Here is a 21,123-nt window from a genome sequence, read left to right on the forward strand (position 1 = left end):
TCGGAATAGAAGCGGCGCGCGCGATGTCTGACGTGATCGCAGACTGAGGCAGTTGCGTGTGATCTGCATCAAAAGCAGGCCCGAATATGAGCTGATCACGCAATGACGCCACATTTGTGCCAGCTGTGATATGGTTGTAGAACCACACGCCATCGGCAGTTTCACCATAAAGAACAGCACCTATAAGTTTGTTTTTCTTGATCACCAGCCGCTTATAGACACGCCGTATTTTGTCGTGAAACACGATGCTTTCACGATCATCACCATCTTCGAAATCTCCGGCAGAGAACAAATCGCAACCGGTGACTTTCAACTTGGTCGTCAGCTCTTTGGGCACGAACTGCGCGCTTTGGCCCAGCAGGGTTTTGGCCAAGACCTCGGCTTGATCATAAAGCGGGGCCACCAACCCAAACAGCGCGTCTTTATGTTCTACACATTCGCCCAAGCTGAAAATGTTCGGGTTCGAGGTTTGCATGCGATCATCGACAACAACGCCTTTGTTCACCTCCAAACCTGCGTCCTTTGCCACGGACACATTGGGCTTGATCCCAACAGCCATCACCAAAAGATCACAGGCAAGCTCCGTGCCGTCCGCCAATTGCAAGGCACGTACACGGCCATCAATGCCCGCCACAATTTGAGTCGACGCGGCATTGCAGAGCACCTGTATACCCCGCGCTTCAAGATCAGCTCTCAGCAAGCCACCCGCTGGTGCGTCGAGTTGGCGGTTCATAATATGACCCGCATTGTGCACCACCGTCACGTTGACACCGCGCGCAGCCATGCCGGCCGCAGCCTCAAGCCCCAAGACACCGCCACCGATCACAACAGCGCGGGCGTCAGGTTTGCGCCCAAGCGCGATCATCGCCTCAGTGTCTTCTAAATCGCGATAGGCGATCACGCCGGGTAAATCATGCCCCGGAATGGGGATCATAAATGGTGTTGACCCTGTGGCGATCACCAGCTTGTCATAGGCAACACTGCCCTTTTCCCCGACCACCATTTTGGCCATCGGATCAATCGATAGCACGCGCTCTTCAAATCGGCACGTCACACCATGCTTGACGTACCAAGCGTCATCATGTGTGACGATATCCGCATAGGTCTTTTCACCTGACAAAACAGGCGACAACATAAGACGGTTATAAGTGCCACGCTTTTCTGCGTTGAACAGCGTCACATCATAAGCTTGCGGATCAGCCGCGATCAAATGGTCAAGCAAACGACCAGGCGCCATTCCAGCGCCGATGATGACAAGTTTTTGTGGCATAGTTCGGGCTTTCTTAACTGTGCCCTATGCGTTTGCATGGGCGACATCATTCATCGCGTCAGACAAGACACCACAGGCTACGGGCCTCGAGTGCCTTTGTGTTTGGGCAACCAACAGCCGCACAAACATTTCTCAAGCGCATACCAAAAACAGCCCAAGGTCTTTACGCATCCATGTTGGTTACTCGGCTGCGACTGATTTCACGGTAGGCGTTTGCACTTTTGGTTTTGGCTTGGCCCCATGTTCGTATTCTTCCAAGAAATCGAGAACCTCTTGGCGGTAGTGATAGTAATCAGGGTGCTCAAGCAGCGCTTTGCGGGTGCGTGGGCGTGGCAAATTGACGTCAGTGATTTTGCCGATTGTCGCTTGCGGCCCATTGGTCATCATGACCACACGGTCCGACAACAAAATCGCCTCATCCACGTCATGCGTGACACAGATCGTGGTGACTTTTGTGCGTTCCCACACTTCCATCAGCACCTCTTGCAATTCCCACCGTGTAAGACTGTCAAGCATACCGAAGGGCTCATCAAGCAGCAGCAATTTGGGCGACAAAGCAAAGGCGCGAGCGATACCAACGCGTTGTTTCATACCGTTGGACATAGAATGCGCTTCTTTGTCCATCGCGTCTGCCAGCCCCACACGTTCCAGATAGTATTCGATCACATCTTGGCGTTCAGCTTGGCTGGCGTTGGGATAAACTTTATGCACACCGATGGCGACGTTTTCTTTGGCTGTGAGCCACGGGAACAGGTTCGGAGATTGGAACACAACCGCGCGTTCAGGGTCCGCACCGCGCACCTCATACCCATCAAGTTTGATGACACCTTTCGAGATATCATTCAAACCTGCCGCCATCGTCAAAACAGTGGATTTGCCGCAACCAGAGTGGCCGATAACCGAAATAAATTCGCCACGGTTCACCTTAAGATCAAAGTCTTCCACAACAGTCAGCGGCCCTTTGGGGGTCGGGTAAATTTTGTGAATTTGCGAGAAATCAAGGTAACGATCTTTGATCATGCCCTCTTGCGCTTTGGTCACGGCAGCAGGCACAGAATGGATCGGGGTTACATTTGGCAAGATGCGCGATTCTTCGTGTTTGGCGGTGATCCCGACATCCATCAAGTAAGACGTCACAGCAACGCGTAAGGCTTTGAATCCCGCATCGTTGTTCATTGCTCCACGGTCGCGAGGACGTGGAATATTGACCACAAAAGGCGTACCAAGCGTGCCATCAGGATTGAGCGGCACAATGCGATCCGCCAGTAAAATAGCCTCATCAACATCGTTCGTGATCAAGATACAGGTCTTTTTGTCCTGCTCCCAAATATCCAAAATCTCATCGGCCAAATTCGCACGTGTCAAAGCATCAAGCGCAGACAAAGGTTCGTCCAGCAACAACATTTCAGGGTCCATCGCCAAAGCACGGGCCACAGACACACGTTGACGCATCCCGCCAGACAATTCAGCGGGACGGCGCGCAGAGGCATGACCAAGCCCCACCATGTTGATGTAGTGATCGGCCTTGTCGCTTTGCTCAGCCTTGGACAGCTTTGGAAAGACGCTATGCACCGCCAGAAAGACATTCCCTTTGACCGTCAACCACGGCATCAAAGAATAGGATTGAAACACCAAACCGCGCTCTGGACCGGGGCCTTCAATCGGCTTGCCTTTGAAGCTCACACTGCCTGTGTCGGGCTTTTCCAGACCTGCGACCATATTCATGATCGTGGACTTGCCAGAGCCAGAAAACCCGAGGATGGCAAGGAATTCACCTTCTTTTACATCCAAGGAAATATCCTTGAGAACTTCTTGACGCGTCAGCCCGTTGCCGAAGCCTTTGTTGACGTTTTCGAACGTTAAAATGCTCATGAGATCACCGATTGTTCGAGAAAGTTGTCAGGGATTGCAGCGCGAACATCACACGGTCCAACAAGAACCCGATGATACCGATGGTCAGCACCGCAACGATGATTTTCGCCAAGGATTGCGAGGATCCGTTTTGGAATTCATCCCAAACGAACTTGCCCAATCCGGGATTCTGCGCCAGCATTTCAGCAGCGATCAAAACCATCCACCCCACACCCAATGACAGGCGCAAGCCGGTGAAAATCAACGGCAAAGCAGAGGGCAAAACCAGCTTGGTGATTTTACTGTATGTGTTCATTTTCAGAACTTTAGAGACAGAAATCAGGTCTTTGTCGATGGTGGCCACCCCCATCGCCGTGTTGATCAACGTGGGCCAAAGCGAACAGAGCGTCACCGTGATCGCGGACACCAAAAACGACTTGGAAAACATGCCATCGTTGGTGGTGTAGACGGCAGAAACAACCATGGTCACAATCGGCAACCACGCCAGCGGCGATACAGGTTTAAACAGTTGTACCAACGGGTTTATGGCTGAGTTTGCATAAGGCGACAGGCCTGCAAAGATACCCAAAGGAATGGCGATAACAGAACCAATCAAGAAGCCAAAGAACACCGTTTTGATCGAGGTCCAAATCTGTGTGTAGTAAGACGGCGACCCAGTGTAGGGGATGTCCTTAACTTTTTCAGGCTGGCCATTCGCAATAAAGCGATCATTGCGCTTAGCGACACGTTCTTCATGACTGGCTTTCTTTTCCGATTTTGCAATCGCATCTGCATGAAGGTTCTTGGCCTCAACCCAAACAGCGGCCGGTCCGGGGATCGCCCCAAGAGAGGTCACGACCTTGGGCGCCATAACGCCCCAAAGCAGTAAAAATCCGGTGATCGCCAAGACAGGCACACCCAAAAGGCGCCAAATTTCCTTGCCTTGCGCGCGTGGGTTGTCGCCCGCGAGCGCTTTCAAAATCGGTGTCATCCAGCTGAGGCCGATCACTTGAAACCATTTATCCGCCTTGTTGATACGGGTGAACAGTCTGGCGCGCTTGGCCTCTTTGGACTTCGCAATGCTATCTGCGTCCAAGGTATGTGGGTCAATGGCAGTCATTGGGGCGATCCTTAAAAACGGTAAAAGGTGGAGCGCCTTTAGGCGCTCCGCTTAAGATTAACCTTTGATGTCTGAACCTGAGACGATCTGTTCGCCTTTCAGGCCAATCGGCAGGCTTTCCAAGTAAGCATTCGGCGTGGCACCATTGAACTCGATACCATCGATGATGTCCTCAGCTGGTGTTGGCGCTTTATAGCCATCAGAATCCCAAGGGAAATCAGCTGAATCTGCCAAACCTTCTTCGACCAAAAGCTTTGCAGCTTCGAGGTAAAGCTCTGGCTTGTAAACAGATTTCGCAACCTCATCATACCAGCTGTCAGGTTTGGCCTCAGCAATTTGTCCCCAGCGGCGCATCTGCGTCAGATACCAAACAGCGTCAGAATAGAACGGGTAAGTCGCGTTATGACGGAAGAAAGTGTTAAAGTCAGGCACAGGGCGCGCATCACCTTTTTCGTACTCAAACGTCCCCGTCATAGAGTTGGCAATCACGTCATAATCGGCGCCCACATAATCGGGACGCGCCAAAATTTCGACCGCTTCAGCGCGGTTGGCGTTGTCGTTTTCATCAAGCCACATCGCAGCACGGATCAAGGCTTTGACCACAGCTTTGGTTGTGTTCGGGTACAGTTCAGAAAACTCGTTGGTGATGCCGAACACTTTCTCTGGATTGTTTTTCCAAAGCTCGTAGTCGGTGATCACTGGAACACCGATGCCTTTAAACACAGCTTGCTGGTTCCACGGCTCACCCACGCAATACCCGTCGATTGTGCCCGCCTCCAACGTCGCAGGCATTTGTGGTGGAGGCGTCACAGACAAGAAGACTTCTGCACCGATTTGACCGGATACGTTCTCAGGTGAATAATACCCAGGGTTGATGCCGCCTGCCGCCAACCAGTAACGCAGCTCGTAGTTGTGCGTGGACACAGGGAACACCATGCCCATGTTGAACGGTTTGCCTTTGGCGGCGTAATCGTCAAGCACAGGCTGCAAGGCGGAGGCTGAGATTGGGTGCGAAATTTTGCCATCAGGATCTGTTGGCAAAGTCGGCTTAATGGTTTCCCAAACCTCATTCGACAAAGTGATCGCGTTGCCGTTCAAATCCATTGAGAATGGCGTGACGATATGCGCTTCGGTGCCGTAACCGATTGTGGCCGCCAAAGGCTGACCCGCCAGCATATGCGCACCGTCCAATGTGCCGTCGATCACGCCATCCAAAAGCACTTTCCAGTTGGCTTGCGCTTCCAATGTGACAAACAGACCTTCGTCATCAAAGAAGCCTTGCTCGTATGCAACAGCGAGCGGCGCCATATCGGTCAATTTGATAAAGCCAAACGTCAGTTCGTCTTTTTCAACATCCAGCATTTCGGCAAAACCGGGTACTGCGAGTGCTGTGCTGGCGATGAGGCCAATAAGTAGTTTCTTCATTACCGTGTCCCTTTATCGTCATCCGCTTGAGGGTGGCTTGCTCGGCACACCGACCTCAAACACAAAAAAAAGCCGCCGATACGACCCACCCGGGAGGAGGAGGGTGAACGTATCGAGCGGCTTTGCTCTTCGTATTCCATCACTGGAAACATAATTCTGCGTCGTGGCGCCATTGCCTTCGACTGAGTTCATTGGACCGTTCTGGTACGAAGTCCGCAATGCATCATGGGATGTTTTTTCAACTGCAGCAAAACCCGCAGTGATTTTGCTTGTTATTTAAGCTCTAGCTCAAATTTGGCTCAAAAACGCGCCCATCGAAAAACCTGTCAGGCTGCAAAATGATCTGACCTGATTCTGATGCTACAGCTGTTGGCACCTCGACACCGCCTTCAACTTTGCCCGATGCAATCGGCATATCTGCGGAGGTGCGCGCATGTGCGGCGCGATATAGGTCAGATCGAAACACCGATCCTGCAGCAGCCAAAGCCGCGGGGCGATCAAGCCCCAAACGCGCCGCGAGCTGCCCACCAATCCATTCCGCTTGAGATCGCCACGGAAAACAGGCCGCCGCAGTGTTGAATTCCATGAATTGATCGACGCGACGCTCAGCACCTGCTTTGGAAATCACCAGTCGTCCCTCAAAAGACCGATCCAGAATTTCGGACGACACGTTCAGATATTCAGGGCGTGCCAAAAGTTCGGACCGCAAAAGACGCGATGACGGATCGGCCAGCCACCGCCCAGCGCGACATACAGACCGGATTAAACGCCCCATCAGGGCCGTTTCCTGTTCGGCCCAATCAGAGCGCACGGCCAAAACTTTTTCCGGGGCAAACGCCCATATGGCAGACCCCGGCAATAACAATTCGCCAACGCCGTTTTCCACAGCGATAGACCCCCAAGGTTCCCCGACACAAAACGCGTCGATTTCCCCCGCCTGTATAGCCTCTGCCATCAACGACGGGGGGACCGTTTTAATATCGACACCCTGCGGCGCGGGAAGACCCAACGCGGACAACCAGTAATACAAAAGTTCCGCATGCATCGAAAATGGAAATGGCACACCGATGCGCAATCGCGCGCCTGCAGCCGCGATAAGCGCATTGCCCGCCGCATAAGCGTCGTGAAAATCAAAACTATGCCCCTGCCCGCGCATTTTCTGCGCCAAAGCGTTAGACACACCAATCACAGTCCCATTTATGGACAAAACCGAAACGGCAGACAGTTTCGCATGTGCGCCCCCCAAGCCCAAAGCAGAGGCAACAGGTACAGGTGACAACATATGTGCCGCTTCAACTTGGCCAAAACTGAGCATGTCACGCAAAGACGACCACGATGGCGCACGGCGCAAATCCAGTGCGATACCTTCTTCAGCAGCGAACCCCATTTCTTGTGCAACAATCAGTGGCGCTGCATCCACCAGCGGCATGAAACCAACAGAGAGAACCGTGCCCTTCATGCCAAAAGCCCCGCAGCAGTCACTAAAGCGTTGGCCACATCGGCCACACGTTTGCCTTGGTCCATCGCGGTTTTGCGCAAAAGCGCATAGGCTTCATCCTCGCCAATTCCGCGCGCCCGCATCAACATGCCTTTAGCGCGATCAATGACTTTACGTTCTTCCAAAGCGCGCTTGGTTTCCGCCAGTTCCGTCCGCATACGTTGAAACATGCGGAACCGTGCGATGGCAGCGTCGATCACAGGTTTCACACGCTGGCTTTGCAACCCGTCGACCACATAGGCAGAGACGCCCGCCTCGATCGCGGCAGTGGACAGACCATCATCAGAGCGGTCCACAAACATCGCCACCGGACGGTCCAGCGGACCAGATGCAAGTGTGAGCTCTTCGAGTGTGTCCCGTGATGGACTTTCAACATCGATCAGCACGATGTCTGGGTTATGCGCCTTGATATGACGCGCCAACCCCGTGGGTTCAGCAATGACATGCACGTCATAATCGCCCGCATCACACAGGCTATCAATGATAAGCTGCGCGCGCGCGGGATCGGGTTCGACGATGATAACGGAAAGGGTATTGGCCATGATTTGACAAGGGTCACAGGGATTATGCGTTGTAAAGTCTGCGTTGGGCTGCGTTGTGCAAAAAAATGGCCCGCCGCCCATTTTTTAATCGAAGCGCGCAAGATTGCTCTCTAAGATGGTGACATTGAATCTTGGCCCATCTTGCGCCTCAAACCACGACCCGTCAGATTGAAAGCCCTATATATGGACCACCAAATGACTGATAGCCCCCTCAGACCACCAATAAACACCACCCCCGCAATGATTTTGGCAGGCGGGCGAGGAATGCGTATGGGCGCGCGTGACAAAGCGCTGTGCTCGCTGAGCGGCAAAACATTTTTGGAACACGGGCTTTTGCGTCTGGGCGCGCAATGCAATCCTGTTGCCTTGAATGCCAATGGGGATGTGTCGCGGTTTTCGCAGTTTGATGTTCAGGTTGTCCCTGATCCTTTGAGCGGCCATCTTGGTCCCCTGTCTGGTATATTAGCGGCGATGGAATGGGCTGCAGATCTGGGGCATGAGGCCGTGATCACTGTGGCCGTTGATACGCCGTTTTTTCCCCGCGACCTTGCCAATCGCCTTAATGCAGAACGTACCGAGGGCAAAATAGCTTTAGCTGGCACACGTGACACGGCAGGTAAGCTATGGCTGCATCCCACATTCGGGATTTGGCCCACGAATGCCCGCGATCAACTGCGTACGGATCTATTGGCAGGCACCCGCAAGGTAACCCAATGGACCCAAGCGCAGGGCGCTGAGGTCATCGTCTTTGACGTGAAACCCTTGGACCCGTTTTTCAACATCAATACACCCGAAGATTTGGAACAAGCGGAAGTGTTGATCACGCAACAGACTTAACCGCGCTTGATGAAATAGAAATGCGCCACGCCTGTGGGACTAAGCTTGCACTGCGCCGCGTCTGCTTGGGTTTGTGCCAACAGCTTATGGCCAGCTTCGGCACAGAAATGCGGCACGTCGATCACAGCGGCAGGGTCTGACGCTACAAGGCGCAAAACCTCACCGGTTTTCATCGCCAACAATCGCTTACGCGCTTTGAGCACAGGCAAAGGGCACAAAAGGCCGATGGCGTCGATGTCTTGATCCCAGTTCATAAGCATTTGCATAAGAGGCTGCGCGCGTCTTGTCTATTGCAGAGTCTATTGCAGATTTTGACAGATAGAATCCGAACGCCAACGTTATCATTGGCGAATTAGCGCAACAGCAGCCCGCTCCTATCTGATCTAGATCAGAGACCTGCCCAATTTAGAACGTTACGACATCTTGAGCTCAAGCCTATTGGGTCAGCTCAATTGCACCAGAGTATCGAAAGCGGGCAGATCATGCGTTTGACAACAAAAACCAATCTCGCGGCGCGTGTCTTGATGTTTTGTGCGGTCCACAAAAACGAGACTGTGCGGTCATCTGACATCGCGCAGGCATGCAACGCATCAAGCAATCATTTGGCACAAGTCGTGCATCAATTACATCTGCATGGATATGTTTCGACCCAGCGCGGGCGATCAGGCGGTTTGCGACTGGGACGTGATATGAATGAAATATCTATCGGCCAGTTGTTTCGTATTTTTGAAAGCAATGTGCCGTTTGCGGAATGCTTTTCGCCAAGTACAAACACTTGCCCATTGTCTAACAGCTGTAGATTGCGCCAGTATATAGAGCGTGCTCTGGAAGCCTTTTACAATGAACTCGACGCCGTCACATTGGCTGATTTGGTCCATGGCAATTGCGGCTTGGAAGCCATCCTCAGCCTGACGCCACCCCAAATCGATGCCTGCACTGCCAACGCATGATAATACGCGTGGCCCAGCCCCTAAAAGTAATGCTATCAGACACTAAAAAAGCATAAATATGCACCACATGTCTCTACCTTAGGCAATAGCCAGTTTCCGCCTGTATACTTAGGGTCCGCGCAAGATTAACGAGGCACAAACGCCCAAAATTCATTAACATAAAAAACCAGCTTTAATTGGAGGGGCTATGCAAAACCTAGAAGCATTTTTCGGGGTCATTAATGATCTCACGTGGGGATGGGCCCTTATTCCCATACTTGTCATATTTGGCATTTTCATGACACTCATGTCTGGGTTCGTTCAGATCCAGTTTTTCAAACGCATGTTCCGCGTGTTGTCTGGCGACAACCAAAACCAAGACCCGAACGCTTTGTCCGCCCGCGCAGCTTTGCTTGTGTCGGTTGGTGGTCGCGTTGGCGGTGGCAACATTGCTGGTGTGGCCGTGGCGATCACGCTTGGCGGGCCTGGTGCAGTGTTCTGGATGTGGGCGATTGCCTTTGCTGGCATGGCGACATCTTTGATCGAATGTACTTTAGCGCAAGTATATAAACAATCTGAAGGCGAAAGCGCCTTTCGCGGTGGCCCAGCAGATTACATTCGTCGCGGACTTGGCGCGCGCTACAACTGGATCGCTGTGATCTATGCTGTTTGTTTGCTCGCGTCCTTTGGTCTTGGTTTTAATGCCTTCCAAGGCAATACCGTTGCCGGTGCTGTGCAAGAATCCTTTGGCATTGACCGCCTGTACACAGGCATCGCACTTGTCGTGGTCACGGCTTTTGTCGTGTTCGGCGGTATCAAACGCATCGCCAAAGCGGCGGATGTCATTGTGCCCGTGATGGCTGTTGGTTACATCGGCTTGGCAGTTCTTGCGATACTCTTGAACATTGGCGAAATCCCACGGGTCTTCACCGAAATCGTCAGCAGTGCATTTGGCTTTAACGAAGCGGTTGCAGGTGGCATGGGTGCTGCGATTGCCAACGGTTTGCGTCGAGGGCTGTTCTCGAACGAGGCTGGTTTGGGTTCTGCGCCAAACGTGGCGGCCACAGCGCTTGTGCGCCACCCAGTAAGCCAAGGCATCACACAGTCTTTCTCCGTGTTCATCGACACCATCATCATCTGTTCTTGTACAGCTTTTGTTGTGCTGCTGGGGGATGTCTATGTCCCAGGCGCTGAAGGCATTGATGGCGTAGTCTTGACGCAGCAATCTTTGGCAAGCCACTTTGGCGATTGGTCCAAATACGCTTTGACTGTGGGCATTTTGCTTTTTGCGTTTTCGTCGATCATCTACAACACCTACCTTGGCGAAAATGCCATGGCGGCGATCACGAAATCCAAAGAAGCGATCATCGGCTTGCGTGTGGCGATTTTGGGCATCGTGATGTTGGGAGCAGTCGCGCCTAACGCGACATCTGTGTTCTTCTTCTCAGATCCGATGATGGGCATTTTGGCTGTCGTCAACCTTGTGGCCTTAATGATGCTCTTCCCGACTGCGATGCGTGTTGTGGATGATTTCCGCAAGCAACTTAAAGCTGGCGTCAAACGGCCTGTGTTTAATCCTGACGATTTCCAAGACCTGAACTTGGACCGTGAGGCGTGGAACACAGCGCGTTGGAAAGACGATTAAGATATCACGTGAGAACCACGGCTAAGATATATTGGGTCGCCTTCGGGCGGCCCCTTTTTATTGTGAAACGCATATAAAAGACGCTTCAACGACAACACCTTTAACGGATCAGTTCAACCACAGATGGACCAAAGCCGCCTCTGGCGTCTCACGTCCACCGTTTTGCACACCAGTATTCCACAAAGCTGCCCCCGCAGCATAAGTGCCTGGTTCAAGTGATCCGACCTCACATTGACTAACGGCGCGGATTTGCACGCCACGGTCGACGGCCTGTGACAATGCCGCAATAAGACCCGCGTCACTCATCATCGTGCCCGTACCAAAAACCCGCAAAACAGCCCCATCCAGTTCCGCCAGCATCGCCGCAAGTGCTGCTGCGGGTAAACCTGCAGCCAAGGTCACAATAGCCAATCGTTTTGTCCCAAAGCGACGATGCTTGGGCCGTGTCATTGGGTCTTGCGGAATAGTCCGAAATGAATCAAGCGCATAACTGTGATGTTTCACCACGGCCCGCGCTGGCATCAATGTGTTGTTAAAAGCCAGAAATACCCCAAAGGCTTTGTCATGCAGCAAAGCGTCGATGGCAGAACTTAAGTTGCCCTCTGCATCACCGCCCGCCCCAAGTGGCACCATAGAAGCGCATAGCACCACGCGTCGCTTTAAACCTTCTAAAGCTTGCGACAAAGCCGCACCGGTGAAGGCCATCGTATCAGTGCCTTGGATCACCAAAACAGGGCAGTCAGGATGTGCATCTATGACATCTAATATCTCGTTCCAATGGGTCGGCCCAAGATTGGCACTGTCGACCAAAGGTTTGAAAACATGCTGCTGCATATCGACACCTGCGGGCAAACGCGCAGCCACAGCCGCTTCGACAAGACCGGCTTGTGGGGTCAACCCCTCGTCGCTGGGCACCATTCCGATGGTGCCGCCTGTATGGATCAATAGCAGCTTCATAGATCAATCTTTCGCGCGGTGATCGCGCGGGTTACCAGCGTTTCCGCCACACACTCCGTCACGTCTATAAATGTTTTGCCCGCCACATCTGCGGCAATCAATGGCAACTCTGTGCAGGCCAAAACAACAACGGATGCGGTCAAATCTTGAGCTATATCCTCAAAGCGCTGCGCCAACCCGTCGTGGTTCTGTCCGAACCGTTTCACATCTTCGATTAAAAAGTGCAATGGTTCGGCTTGCTTAGGTGTTTCAAACTCTATGTCCGAACAAAGTGTCGTGTAAACGGAATAGTCATCAAGTGCCGCAACGGGACCCGCAGCCAAGAGACCGACAGAGGTCTGACCTGTTTGCACGAGTGCATTCCTTAACACCGACTGAAATGACAAAAACTCACCTGCATCCGGCAAGGTGGACAGCAAAGCGTCGATCCGCGGCGCGAACCAATTTAATGTGTTACAGGCAATTGCAAAGACATCCACTTGTGGCGCGATTTGGCGCACACTGCGCTCCAAGGCCTCCCACGTTTCAATCTCATTGGCACGCAACGCCATCGACAAGCCCAGTTGCGGCTCAGATACAATCAAAACGCGCGGTGCATCAAGGTCGCCCCGAAACGTGTCTCCCATTATCTTTTGATTTGATATCAAAACCTTGGACCATAAATCGATTCCTGCTTCGGGGCCAGATCCTGCAATGATCCCGATCGTATATGGCCTGTTTGTCATAGAAGTCTCCTTACCTAGATCATGCGCGGTTTACCTGTTGTTGACAATTGGTTCATTGCGCGCAAATTGGTGCTATCTGATGCAATTACCGCGAGAAAAAGAGCAAGATGTCCGAAATATCTGAAAATTTGCGCCTACTGTGCTCCTTCAAGACATCCATCTCTCAGGTCAGTCGCGATTTGGGCATCAATCGCAGTCAACTCAATCGTTATCTTGCTGGCACATCGACCCCAAGGACAGGGCTGATGCGCAAAATATGTGACTACTTTGGCGTTGAGATGCACGAACTAATGTTGCCCCCCAAAGACTTTGCTGAGTTGATCCAATTGCGCGGCCTCGACAGCGACGACAGTACGGGGCGCATGTTGCGCCAATACATCGACAAACTCATGGCCAGCAATGAACCGCGCATTCAGAACATGGCCGGCACATTTTGGGAATATTACCAGTCCATGTCGCAGCCCGGAAAGGTCATTAGAAACCTGATCACCTTTGAAGCCCGTGACCATTATATGTTTTACAGACGCCTAGAGCGCATGGGCCCCCACGACAAACCCTGCCACCACCATTTTCGCTATCAAGGGGCTGCTTTAATGACAGGGGATCGCATTTTCATGTCGGATCACGAATACGGTGCCGAGGTCGAGCTGACGCAAACAGTTCTTTACCCCGATTATTCAATGCGCTGGACTCGCCTGCATGGCATTAAACTTGGCGTATCAGCCGATAGCAACCACATGCCCTGTGCCGTGCGTGTAGTGTTCGAACGTCCCCCCCATTCCATGCATTCCATGACTGCTCTGCGCCATAGCGGATTGTTTGACCGTGACAGCCCGCATATTCCAGAGCATGTTCTTGAAATGATCGACAACACGACAAGTGGCCCGCATTTGTTTGAAGCCTATTCACGTTAATCTGGGTCACGTTTACCAATCGCGCATCACCTCAAAAGGCATGGTCTTTTGACACAAAACGGCGCTGCAAGCTTTATCCCCGCAGCGCCGCTGTTTTTCTCAATTTCGTAGACCTATCGGCTTAAACAGTGCCACCAAGAGACCCCTCTAAACTGGCAAGTTCTTGTCCGCCCGCCATCATATCTTGCAGCTCTTCGGGAGACACTTTGCCGCGCGTTGCCGTGCCAAGGGTTTGACCACGGTTCAGCACTGTGAAACGGTCGCCAACCGCCATGGCATGTCGTACGTTATGCGTGATAAAGACCACAGCAACGCCTTGCTTGCGCACCTTGTCGATGGTGGCCAGAACGTTGGCGGTTTGACGCACACCAAGAGCAGACGTCGGTTCATCAAGAATAAGAACCTTTGCGCCAAAGTGTACCGCGCGCGCAATGGCAACTGTCTGGCGTTCGCCACCCGACAACGTGCCAACTGCTTGATCTGGCCCACGCAGGTTAATGCCCATCTTGCGCATTTCAGCCATCGTCACTTCATTAGCATGCTTGTGATCAAAGACTTTCAGCGGGCCGAACGACTTTTGAGGCTCGTTGCCCATAAAGAAATTGCGGCTCACAGACATCAACGGGATCATTGCCAAATGCTGGTGCACCGTCGCAATACCTGCATTGATCGCATCGCGCGGATCTGAGAAGTGCATCGGTTTTCCTTCGAACAAAATCTCGCCTTTGGTCGGCTTGTGCACCCCTGACATGGTCTTAATAAACGTCGACTTACCTGCGCCATTGTCCCCAAGAAGACAGTGACATTCACCGGGGAAAATATCGACAGACACACCAGCTAAGGCAATCACACGGCCAAAGTGCTTTTCGATATTTCTCATTTGAATGAGAGGCTTAACATCAGAAGTCATATTAACGTTCCCCTGTGATGATGCGGCGGATATAGGTGTTCAAGATCACAGCACCGAGCAAAATAACGCCTAAAAAGACGCGGAAAAGCGAGCTTTCAACACCAGCAAAGAACAGACCCTGCTGCACAACGCCAAAGATCAAAGCACCAAGCGCCGCGCCCAAAACCGAACCATAACCACCTGTGAGCAATGCGCCGCCAATCACAACCGCGATGATGGCTTCGAATTCTTTAAGCAAGCCACGCCCTGCGTCAGCTGAGCTGAATTCCATAACCTGCACCGTAGCCAAAACCGTGGCACAGAACGCCGTAAACATGAAAAGCAAAATCTTAACACGATCGACCGGAACACCAGAGTTGCGAGCCGCCTCAGAATCGCCCCCCGCAGCGAAAATCCAGTTGCCAAATTTCGTACGTGTGAGAATGAAGTGACCCAAGAAAATCAAGCCAAGGGCCCAAACGATCAACATTGGAACGCCTTCGATCACGGGTTGACCAGCTTTGGTGCCGCGTGAAAACGTGGCGATCAAATCATTGTCGCCCATCCACTGGAACAGCCCCTTAAAGATCTTGCCACCAAAGACAGACGCGAGCCAATCCCCCTCTGCGATTTCTTTGATGCCACCAATGTTGCTTTTGCCCTCAAAGGCATATGGCAAAAAGATCGCAAAGCCGCGCAGAATAAACAGGAATGCAAGCGTTACAATAAAGCTGGGTAGTCCGGTACGCACAACAATTATGCCGTTCATCGCCCCAAGGCTGATCGTGATGGCAAATGTCACTAAAATCGCAAGCCACATAGGCCAGCCGAATGTCGTGGCAAAAATCGCCATAATCATACTGGCGAAACCAATCATGGAGCCGACAGACAGATCAAACTCGCCAGCAATCATCAATAGACATGCCCCAACAGCGATGATCATAAACTGTGCCGAAACTTGGCTCCAGTTCATCACGCCTTGCGGGTTAAACATGCCGCTATCACCAGCAAAAATTATAAACAGAACGAAAACGATAACCGTCCCACACATGCCGCCAAGTTCAGGGCGAATTAAGGCTTTGCGTAGGGGGGAAATTTGTTTGACTCGTTCGTCACCCTCAATGGCCTCATTGGCTTGTGACATGAGAACTCCCTCTCATTTTAAGTATAAAAACAAAGGGTGCGCGAAAATATGCGCACCCTTTTTAAAGGCTTGATTTAGCGGTAAACACCCGCAAACTCTTCAACTTTTTCAAGCGCATCTTTGGTCACAAAACCTGGACCAGAGTTGATATTGTTGCCTGGAAGTACGCCGTAACGGTCGTAGTTGGACAAGATCACAACAGGCAGGTAGGCCTGCAAGAATGGTTGCTGGTCGATGCCCCATTCAATAACGCCGCTTTTGATGCCTTTTACGATTTCTTCACCAAGATCGAATGTGCCAAAGTAGATCTCGCCAGAGAGACCCATTTCATCAAGCGCAAGCAGCGTAGGGTCAGCGGAAACCGGACCAAGTGTCAGAACCGCGTCGGTATCAGGGTTTGCATTCAAGTAAGCTTGAACGCGGTTTTTAACTTCCGAAGGGTCTTCGCCAGAGTCAATCATTTGGCTGCCGAGTTCGACACCCAAGCCATCTGCAAAACCTTGGCAACGCTGCGCTACAACAGTGTTAGAGATCGCGTGGTTGACACAAACAAAGCTCTCTACACCGTCACCTTTGGCGCGAATGCCCGCTGCGAGACCAGCATCATACTCTGGCTGGCCAACGAACATAAGCGCGCCAACGTCGCGTGCTTGCTCAACAGTGCCAGAGTTCATGATGATGACGTCAATACCTTGATCAACGGCTGCGCGAATAGGGCCGCTCAGAACGTCGAAGTCAGCAAGCGTTGTGATGATGCCGTCTGGTTGTGTCGCGGCAGCTTGCTCGATGATGCGTGCCATATCTGCCAAATCACCAGTTGGTGGATTACGATACTCAACACTTACATCCATTTGCTCACCCGCAAGGGCGATGCCGTTTTTAACTGTGTTCCACCATGTATCAGAATCAGGGGCATGGCTGACAAGAACATATTTCAGGTCGTCATTGTGATCGTCTGCAGTTGCCAAAACAGGTGATGCGATCACCGCTGCACTCAGCATAAATTTGGTAAAAATAGATTTCATGTTGTTCCTCCCAAGAACGCGATTTTATCAGCAATCGAGCGGGCTGCGCCCTTCTCAAACAGAACAAAACACGGATTCGTTTTTTTTGCAACCGGTTGCAAAAATTATTTTACAGCCCTACGCTCACCTCTACTGACATTTCAAAGAGATACGGGCATAACATGGTCTGCCAAGGAGGATGACGAGATGACTGCAACACTCAAAGATGTCGCGAACCGCGCTGGGGTTTCGACCTCGGCTGTCTCGCGCACCTTTACAGATGGTGCGTCCGTTTCCCTCAAAATGCGGCGCAAAGTTGAGAAGGCCGCCGCCGAACTTGGTTACAGTCCGAACTTTTTGGCCCGCAGCTTAACGACGCGCCGCACCAAACTGATCGGGTTGGTCAGCAACAACTTTCACAACCCCATCTTTTTACAAGTGTTCGATCTGTTCACACGCGGACTTCAAGATCGCGGGTTGCGCCCTCTTTTGGTTAATTTGAGTGACGAAGTTGATCCCGAGAACTCATTACGCATGCTGCAGCAATATTCGGTAGATGGCGCCATCGTCGCTTCATCCACCCTGCCGCCAGTGTTCTCAAAAGCATTTCGCGATCAAAAGCTGCCTGTCGTGCACACCTTTGGCCGCTATACCAGCAGCCCGGATGTACATGTTGTCGGCATAGACAACGTCGAAGCGGGACGCATGGCAGCACGCGAACTTGTTGAGCGCGGCTATAAGAAAGTGGCCTATTTGGGTGGTCCGCAGCTGGCGACATCCGCGCAGGATCGCCTTGAAGGCTTTGAGCGCGAGCTATCGCAACACCCTGACGTGGCACAGTCTCACAGCTACGCCGCCGCCTATTCTTTTGAGGCCGGCCGCGCTGAAATGCTGCGCCTGTTGAAAGAAAACCCAGCTGAAGCGTATTTTTGCGCGGATGATGTCTTATCCATTGGCGCGCTCAGTGCAGTTAAAGACATGGGACTGCGCGTACACGAAGATATCGGCATCATTGGCTTGAACGATATGGAAATGTCAGGCTGGGAAAACATCAATTTGACAACGATCCATCAGCCTATTCGTCAAATTATCAGCTCGTCGATCGAATTGATGGTCGCGATGCTGGACGAGCCTGATCGATACCCTGAGGCACGATTATTCCCGTGTCGCGTGGTGGAACGGGGCACATTGCGGCCCCGCCCCTAGCTGTTTATTTGAAGATAGATGGACGCGCATCCATCCAAACGCCGCCCTCTTTCGCGGACGCCACAGCCGTGTGAACCGCTGCCATAGACCGAACTCCGTCTGACGCATTTGGCAGGCCATTACGCGTTTCACCCGCAATCGCATCAGCCAAATCGCAATAGATATTCGCTACAGCCAATGGAAAGCCCTCAGGGTGCGCGATAGAGACGCGTGACAAACGCTGCGCGTCTTCTGACAGGCCAGCTTCGCCCTTTTCAATGATTTGAGTGCGCCCGCCTACAGGGGTATAGATCAACTGATTTGGTTGCTCAGAAGCCCAACGCAGGCCGCCCGTTTCCCCAAACACTTGAATATCGAACCCATGCTGCCGACCGATCGCCACCGACGAGGTCCAAAGCCGCCCAACAGTGCCGCCTGACATGCGGAAATTGACCATAGCGTCGTCTTCCAACTCACGGCTGGAAATCGTGGACGCGAAGTCAGCAGACAATGTTTCGACCTCATCGTTACAGATGAAACTCGCCATATGCAGCGCGTGAATACCGCAGTCTGCAAACTGACCAGAAACACCAGCCATAGCAGGATCATAGCGCCAGCGTACTCGCGGATTATCAGCATCCGTCGCATCGCCGTGGTGGCCGTGTGAAAAGTTTGTCACAACCAAACGCGGTTTGCCAAGCTCACCCGACTGCACCATCGCACGCGCTTGGCGCACCATGGGATAGGCGGAATAACAATAGTTAACCGCACAGATTTTACCTGTCTTTTCTGCGATACCAACAATGGCTTCGCCCTCTTCAACAGTCATCGTCATCGGCTTTTCGCACAACACGTTAAAGCCCGCTTCCAAGAAGGATTTGGTGATCTCGAAATGCGTCGCGTTTGGCGTTGCAACCGTCACCAGATCAACCCGATCCGCACGGTCTTTTTCGCCCGCAAGCATCTCGGTCCAATCGCCATAAGCGCGGTCTTGGGCAATGCCTAAACGCTGCGCATAGTCACGACCAGCATCAGCCCGATGATCCAATGCGCCAGCGGCAAATTCGAACCGCCCGTCAGCCAATGCGCCCAAGCGGTGCGCGGGGCCAATTTGGCTCCCCTCGCCGCCGCCAATCATACCCCATTTTAACTTTGCCATAGGTAAGTCTCCTTAGAATCCAATGGATTGCAAATATTCACGATTGGCGCGCGCATCTTCAAGCGGCGTGCCAGGCATAGATGGATCACAGTCTTGTTCAACAGTGCACCAGCCCTCAAAGCCCGCATCCAAAAGACGCTGGCGTACAGCTGGGAAATCAACATCACCTTGACCGAGATTGCAGAAAATACCCTGCCCGCAAGCCGTGTAAAAATCGGTGCGTTTTTCAACGACATCCGCTTTGACTTTAGGGTCGATATCTTTGAAGTGCATGTAAGAAATGCGGTCAATGTAGCGGTCCATAAAGGCCACTGGATCGAAGCCAGCATAAGAGTGATGGCCTGTGTCAAAACAGATCTTGAGGATCTTTTCGTCGACCTCGCTGAGCAGGCGCTCTAGTTCAGGCTCAAAATCCATAAACCCAGCGGCATGCGCATGAATACCAACAGTCAAACCGTAGTCTTCAGCGCCCATTTTTGCGATGGTTGCGATGCGATCACGAAAAGCTGTCCATTCGGCCTTGTCCATTTGTTCGGCCTCGGACGCCCGTCCAGCCGTTGGCGCCCGACGCGCTGAAATGCTGTCGATCAACACCAAATGTTGCGCGCCGTGAGCGACAAGCGCCTTGCAGGTGCGCGTTGCAGCGTCCAACAAAGTGTCCCAATTGTTTGGGTCGTGAAACGCTTGGAACACCACACCACCGATGATTTCCAAATCACGTTCAGCCAAAGCTGGAGCCAGCACTTTTGGGTCTTCAGGCATATAGCCGATGGGGCCAAGTTCGATGCCTTTGTAGCCAGCGCCAGCACATTGATCCAACACCGATTGCCATGTTGGATACGCTGGATCGCTTGGAAATTCGATCCCCCAAGAACAGGGGGCGTTGCCGATTTTAATAGTCATGTCAGAGCCTTTCAAAAACGCTAAACAGCGGTCACATCAATCCACGCTTTTGCGCGAGAAGATGCCAATGCTGCAGCGACAACTTGAGTAACGTCCAACCCATCTTGGAATGTGGGCCAAACGGGTGTTTGAGTTTCGATCGCACGTAAAAAGTCGCGCGCTTCAATAATAATTTGATCTTGGTATCCTGTGCCGTGGCCGGGGCCTTGGCAGAAGTTTTCGTAATCTGGGTGCGCAGGGCCAATCAGGATTTTGCGAAATCCGCGTGTGGCCTCTGGTTCGTCTGCATTGTAAAGCCACAGCGCATTTTGATCTTCTTGGTCGAATCTTATCGCGCCTTTGGTGCCGGTAATTTCATAGGCATAGCCCATCTTACGGCCATGACTGATACGGCTAAAATACATCTGCCCCATCGCCCCATTTTCAAAACGACACATCAGTTGACCGTGGTCGTCGTTGTCCACTGTGCCGCCTGGACGTGTCGTGTGAACGGTCTCGACTTCGGCGATCAATTTGGCAATCGGCCCGATCAAGGCCATCGCACCGTTGATCATATGAGGCGCCAAGTCGCCCATAGTGCCGTTGGCATCGCCCATGGTCCGCCAAGTCGCGGGGCTTTCAGGATCGGCCATAAAATCTTCGGTATGTTCACCACGGAACCATGTAATATCGCCGATTGCGCCCTCGGAAATCAGCTTGCGGGCAAACTGGCTTGCAGGAGTCCGGATGTAATTGAACCCAGTCATACTTATCTGGCCACGGGAAGCCTCGGTCATGATTTGACTGTCATTCAGCGACGCACCCAGAGGCTTTTCGCAAAATACAGGCTTGTTCAACGCAAAGGCGGCCAACGCAATTTCTCGGTGGGTCTCTTGCGGCGATGCGATCACGATGGCCTCAACATTTGGATCATTCACCAACGCCCGCCAGTCGTCTGTTGCGCGCTTAAACCCATAAGCTTCAAGATACCGCTGCGCACTTGCAGGTGAGCTGGCACAGATCATTTCTAAACGCGGGCGCAGCGCCGTGTTGAACACCGCCCCAACAGCAGACATCGCGACAGCATGCGCTTTGCCCATATAGCCACCACCGATGATCCCAATTCCTATTTCTTTCATGCCGCTGA

19 protein-coding genes and 1 pseudogene are annotated in these 21,123 nt (G+C 52.4%); 5 read left to right on the forward strand and 15 right to left on the reverse strand.

Translation table 11 applies throughout. The features are described from left to right. Positions 1-4 precede the first annotated feature (4 nt). The 6 genes and pseudogenes from KO503_RS11175 to KO503_RS11200 all read right to left on the reverse strand — a co-directional run. Positions 5-1,270, reverse strand: a pseudogene (locus KO503_RS11175) (NAD(P)/FAD-dependent oxidoreductase); the annotation flags it as partial. Between the two features lie 180 nt (positions 1,271-1,450). After that, positions 1,451-3,142: an ABC transporter ATP-binding protein gene (locus KO503_RS11180; protein ID WP_215991628.1), complete on the reverse strand. Its 1,692-nt coding sequence runs from the start codon at positions 3,140-3,142 to the stop codon at positions 1,451-1,453. A 4-nt stretch (positions 3,143-3,146) separates the two neighbouring features. Then, on the reverse strand, positions 3,147-4,241 hold the full coding sequence (locus tag KO503_RS11185; protein WP_215991629.1) for an ABC transporter permease: 1,095 nt from the start codon (positions 4,239-4,241) through the stop codon (positions 3,147-3,149). A gap of 57 nt (positions 4,242-4,298) precedes the next feature. Continuing rightward, on the reverse strand, positions 4,299-5,666 hold the full coding sequence (locus KO503_RS11190) for a CmpA/NrtA family ABC transporter substrate-binding protein (RefSeq protein ID WP_215991630.1): 1,368 nt from the start codon (positions 5,664-5,666) through the stop codon (positions 4,299-4,301). Positions 5,667-5,949: 283 nt separating this feature from the next. Beyond that, the gene (locus tag KO503_RS11195) at positions 5,950-7,125 is read right to left on the reverse strand and encodes an ABC transporter substrate-binding protein (protein ID WP_215991631.1); all 1,176 of its coding nucleotides are present in this window, start codon (positions 7,123-7,125) and stop codon (positions 5,950-5,952) included. Further along, positions 7,122-7,706 (reverse strand): ANTAR domain-containing response regulator, encoded by a 585-nt coding sequence (locus KO503_RS11200; RefSeq protein ID WP_215991632.1) that lies wholly within the window; start codon positions 7,704-7,706, stop codon positions 7,122-7,124. The genes KO503_RS11195 and KO503_RS11200 overlap by 4 nt, the downstream gene beginning before the upstream one ends. A 195-nt stretch (positions 7,707-7,901) precedes the next feature. Here KO503_RS11200 and mobA point away from each other — a divergent pair, with 195 nt between their 5' ends. Continuing rightward, a complete protein-coding gene (gene mobA, locus KO503_RS11205) occupies positions 7,902-8,543 on the forward strand; it encodes a molybdenum cofactor guanylyltransferase MobA (protein WP_215991633.1) in 642 nt (213 codons plus the stop codon). Here mobA and KO503_RS11210 read toward each other — a convergent pair. Then, entirely contained in the window at positions 8,540-8,797 is a 258-nt protein-coding gene (locus tag KO503_RS11210; protein ID WP_215991634.1) for a sulfurtransferase TusA family protein, read from the reverse strand. The genes mobA and KO503_RS11210 overlap by 4 nt on opposite strands. Before the next feature lie 228 nt (positions 8,798-9,025). Between KO503_RS11210 and KO503_RS11215 the strand changes: the two genes are divergently transcribed. Further along, positions 9,026-9,493, forward strand: a complete 468-nt coding sequence (locus KO503_RS11215) for an RrF2 family transcriptional regulator (RefSeq protein ID WP_215991635.1) — start codon at positions 9,026-9,028, stop codon at positions 9,491-9,493. A 187-nt stretch (positions 9,494-9,680) separates the two neighbouring features. Further along, positions 9,681-11,117 (forward strand): alanine/glycine:cation symporter family protein, encoded by a 1,437-nt coding sequence (locus KO503_RS11220; RefSeq protein WP_215991636.1) that lies wholly within the window; start codon positions 9,681-9,683, stop codon positions 11,115-11,117. A 108-nt stretch (positions 11,118-11,225) separates the two neighbouring features. Here the strand turns inward: KO503_RS11220 and KO503_RS11225 are convergent, their stop codons facing one another. Beyond that, on the reverse strand, positions 11,226-12,074 hold the full coding sequence (locus tag KO503_RS11225) for an asparaginase domain-containing protein (RefSeq protein WP_215991637.1): 849 nt from the start codon (positions 12,072-12,074) through the stop codon (positions 11,226-11,228). After that, a complete protein-coding gene (locus KO503_RS11230; RefSeq protein WP_215991638.1) occupies positions 12,071-12,799 on the reverse strand; it encodes an aspartate/glutamate racemase family protein in 729 nt (242 codons plus the stop codon). Before KO503_RS11230 ends, KO503_RS11225 begins: the two co-directional genes overlap by 4 nt. Positions 12,800-12,906: 107 nt before the next feature. Between KO503_RS11230 and KO503_RS11235 the strand changes: the two genes are divergently transcribed. Beyond that, positions 12,907-13,713: a helix-turn-helix domain-containing protein gene (locus KO503_RS11235; RefSeq protein ID WP_215991639.1), complete on the forward strand. Its 807-nt coding sequence runs from the start codon at positions 12,907-12,909 to the stop codon at positions 13,711-13,713. 121 nt (positions 13,714-13,834) lie between these two features. Here KO503_RS11235 and KO503_RS11240 read toward each other — a convergent pair whose 3' ends face one another. The 3 genes from KO503_RS11240 to KO503_RS11250 all read right to left on the reverse strand — a co-directional run bounded on the left by KO503_RS11240 (position 13,835) and on the right by KO503_RS11250 (position 16,771). Then, complete coding sequence (locus tag KO503_RS11240; protein WP_215991640.1) at positions 13,835-14,623, reverse strand: ATP-binding cassette domain-containing protein; 789 nt, start codon at positions 14,621-14,623, stop codon at positions 13,835-13,837. 1 nt (position 14,624) lies between these two features. Further along, the gene (locus KO503_RS11245) at positions 14,625-15,746 is read right to left on the reverse strand and encodes an ABC transporter permease (protein ID WP_215991641.1); all 1,122 of its coding nucleotides are present in this window, start codon (positions 15,744-15,746) and stop codon (positions 14,625-14,627) included. 74 nt (positions 15,747-15,820) lie between these two features. Next, entirely contained in the window at positions 15,821-16,771 is a 951-nt protein-coding gene (locus KO503_RS11250; RefSeq protein ID WP_215991642.1) for a sugar ABC transporter substrate-binding protein, read from the reverse strand. A gap of 186 nt (positions 16,772-16,957) precedes the next feature. On the opposite strand from KO503_RS11250, the gene KO503_RS11255 reads away from it, so the two are divergent. Then, positions 16,958-17,956, forward strand: coding sequence for a LacI family DNA-binding transcriptional regulator (locus tag KO503_RS11255; protein WP_215991643.1), 999 nt, complete (start codon positions 16,958-16,960; stop codon positions 17,954-17,956). Between the two features lie 4 nt (positions 17,957-17,960). Here the strand turns inward: KO503_RS11255 and KO503_RS11260 are convergent, their stop codons facing one another. The 3 genes from KO503_RS11260 to KO503_RS11270 are packed head-to-tail and all read right to left on the reverse strand — an operon-like array spanning position 17,961 to position 21,115. Next, positions 17,961-19,094, reverse strand: a complete 1,134-nt coding sequence (locus KO503_RS11260) for a Gfo/Idh/MocA family protein (protein ID WP_215991644.1) — start codon at positions 19,092-19,094, stop codon at positions 17,961-17,963. A 12-nt stretch (positions 19,095-19,106) separates the two neighbouring features. Further along, positions 19,107-19,997 (reverse strand): sugar phosphate isomerase/epimerase family protein, encoded by an 891-nt coding sequence (locus KO503_RS11265; protein WP_215991645.1) that lies wholly within the window; start codon positions 19,995-19,997, stop codon positions 19,107-19,109. Positions 19,998-20,017: 20 nt separating this feature from the next. After that, positions 20,018-21,115 (reverse strand): Gfo/Idh/MocA family protein, encoded by a 1,098-nt coding sequence (locus KO503_RS11270; protein ID WP_215991646.1) that lies wholly within the window; start codon positions 21,113-21,115, stop codon positions 20,018-20,020. Positions 21,116-21,123: the final 8 nt, after the last annotated feature.

It is taken from the genome of Pacificibacter marinus (assembly GCF_018860505.1).
Taxonomy (GTDB): Bacteria; Pseudomonadota; Alphaproteobacteria; order Rhodobacterales; family Rhodobacteraceae; genus Celeribacter; species Celeribacter marinus_B.

Excerpts from the sequence above, each read along its gene's own strand:
- KO503_RS11180 (WP_215991628.1), bottom strand. The coding sequence starts at position 3,142 with ATGAGCATTTTAACGTTCGAAAACGTCAACAAAGGCTTCGGCAACGGG.
- KO503_RS11185 (WP_215991629.1), bottom strand. The coding sequence starts at position 4,241 with ATGACTGCCATTGACCCACATACCTTGGACGCAGATAGCATTGCGAAG.
- KO503_RS11190 (WP_215991630.1), bottom strand. The coding sequence starts at position 5,666 with ATGAAGAAACTACTTATTGGCCTCATCGCCAGCACAGCACTCGCAGTA.
- KO503_RS11195 (WP_215991631.1), bottom strand. The coding sequence starts at position 7,125 with ATGAAGGGCACGGTTCTCTCTGTTGGTTTCATGCCGCTGGTGGATGCA.
- KO503_RS11200 (WP_215991632.1), bottom strand. The coding sequence starts at position 7,706 with ATGGCCAATACCCTTTCCGTTATCATCGTCGAACCCGATCCCGCGCGC.
- mobA (WP_215991633.1), top strand. The coding sequence starts at position 7,902 with ATGACTGATAGCCCCCTCAGACCACCAATAAACACCACCCCCGCAATG.
- KO503_RS11210 (WP_215991634.1), bottom strand. The coding sequence starts at position 8,797 with ATGAACTGGGATCAAGACATCGACGCCATCGGCCTTTTGTGCCCTTTG.
- KO503_RS11215 (WP_215991635.1), top strand. The coding sequence starts at position 9,026 with ATGCGTTTGACAACAAAAACCAATCTCGCGGCGCGTGTCTTGATGTTT.
- KO503_RS11220 (WP_215991636.1), top strand. The coding sequence starts at position 9,681 with ATGCAAAACCTAGAAGCATTTTTCGGGGTCATTAATGATCTCACGTGG.
- KO503_RS11225 (WP_215991637.1), bottom strand. The coding sequence starts at position 12,074 with ATGAAGCTGCTATTGATCCATACAGGCGGCACCATCGGAATGGTGCCC.
- KO503_RS11230 (WP_215991638.1), bottom strand. The coding sequence starts at position 12,799 with ATGACAAACAGGCCATATACGATCGGGATCATTGCAGGATCTGGCCCC.
- KO503_RS11235 (WP_215991639.1), top strand. The coding sequence starts at position 12,907 with ATGTCCGAAATATCTGAAAATTTGCGCCTACTGTGCTCCTTCAAGACA.
- KO503_RS11240 (WP_215991640.1), bottom strand. The coding sequence starts at position 14,623 with ATGACTTCTGATGTTAAGCCTCTCATTCAAATGAGAAATATCGAAAAG.
- KO503_RS11245 (WP_215991641.1), bottom strand. The coding sequence starts at position 15,746 with ATGTCACAAGCCAATGAGGCCATTGAGGGTGACGAACGAGTCAAACAA.
- KO503_RS11250 (WP_215991642.1), bottom strand. The coding sequence starts at position 16,771 with ATGAAATCTATTTTTACCAAATTTATGCTGAGTGCAGCGGTGATCGCA.
- KO503_RS11255 (WP_215991643.1), top strand. The coding sequence starts at position 16,958 with ATGACTGCAACACTCAAAGATGTCGCGAACCGCGCTGGGGTTTCGACC.
- KO503_RS11260 (WP_215991644.1), bottom strand. The coding sequence starts at position 19,094 with ATGGCAAAGTTAAAATGGGGTATGATTGGCGGCGGCGAGGGGAGCCAA.
- KO503_RS11265 (WP_215991645.1), bottom strand. The coding sequence starts at position 19,997 with ATGACTATTAAAATCGGCAACGCCCCCTGTTCTTGGGGGATCGAATTT.
- KO503_RS11270 (WP_215991646.1), bottom strand. The coding sequence starts at position 21,115 with ATGAAAGAAATAGGAATTGGGATCATCGGTGGTGGCTATATGGGCAAA.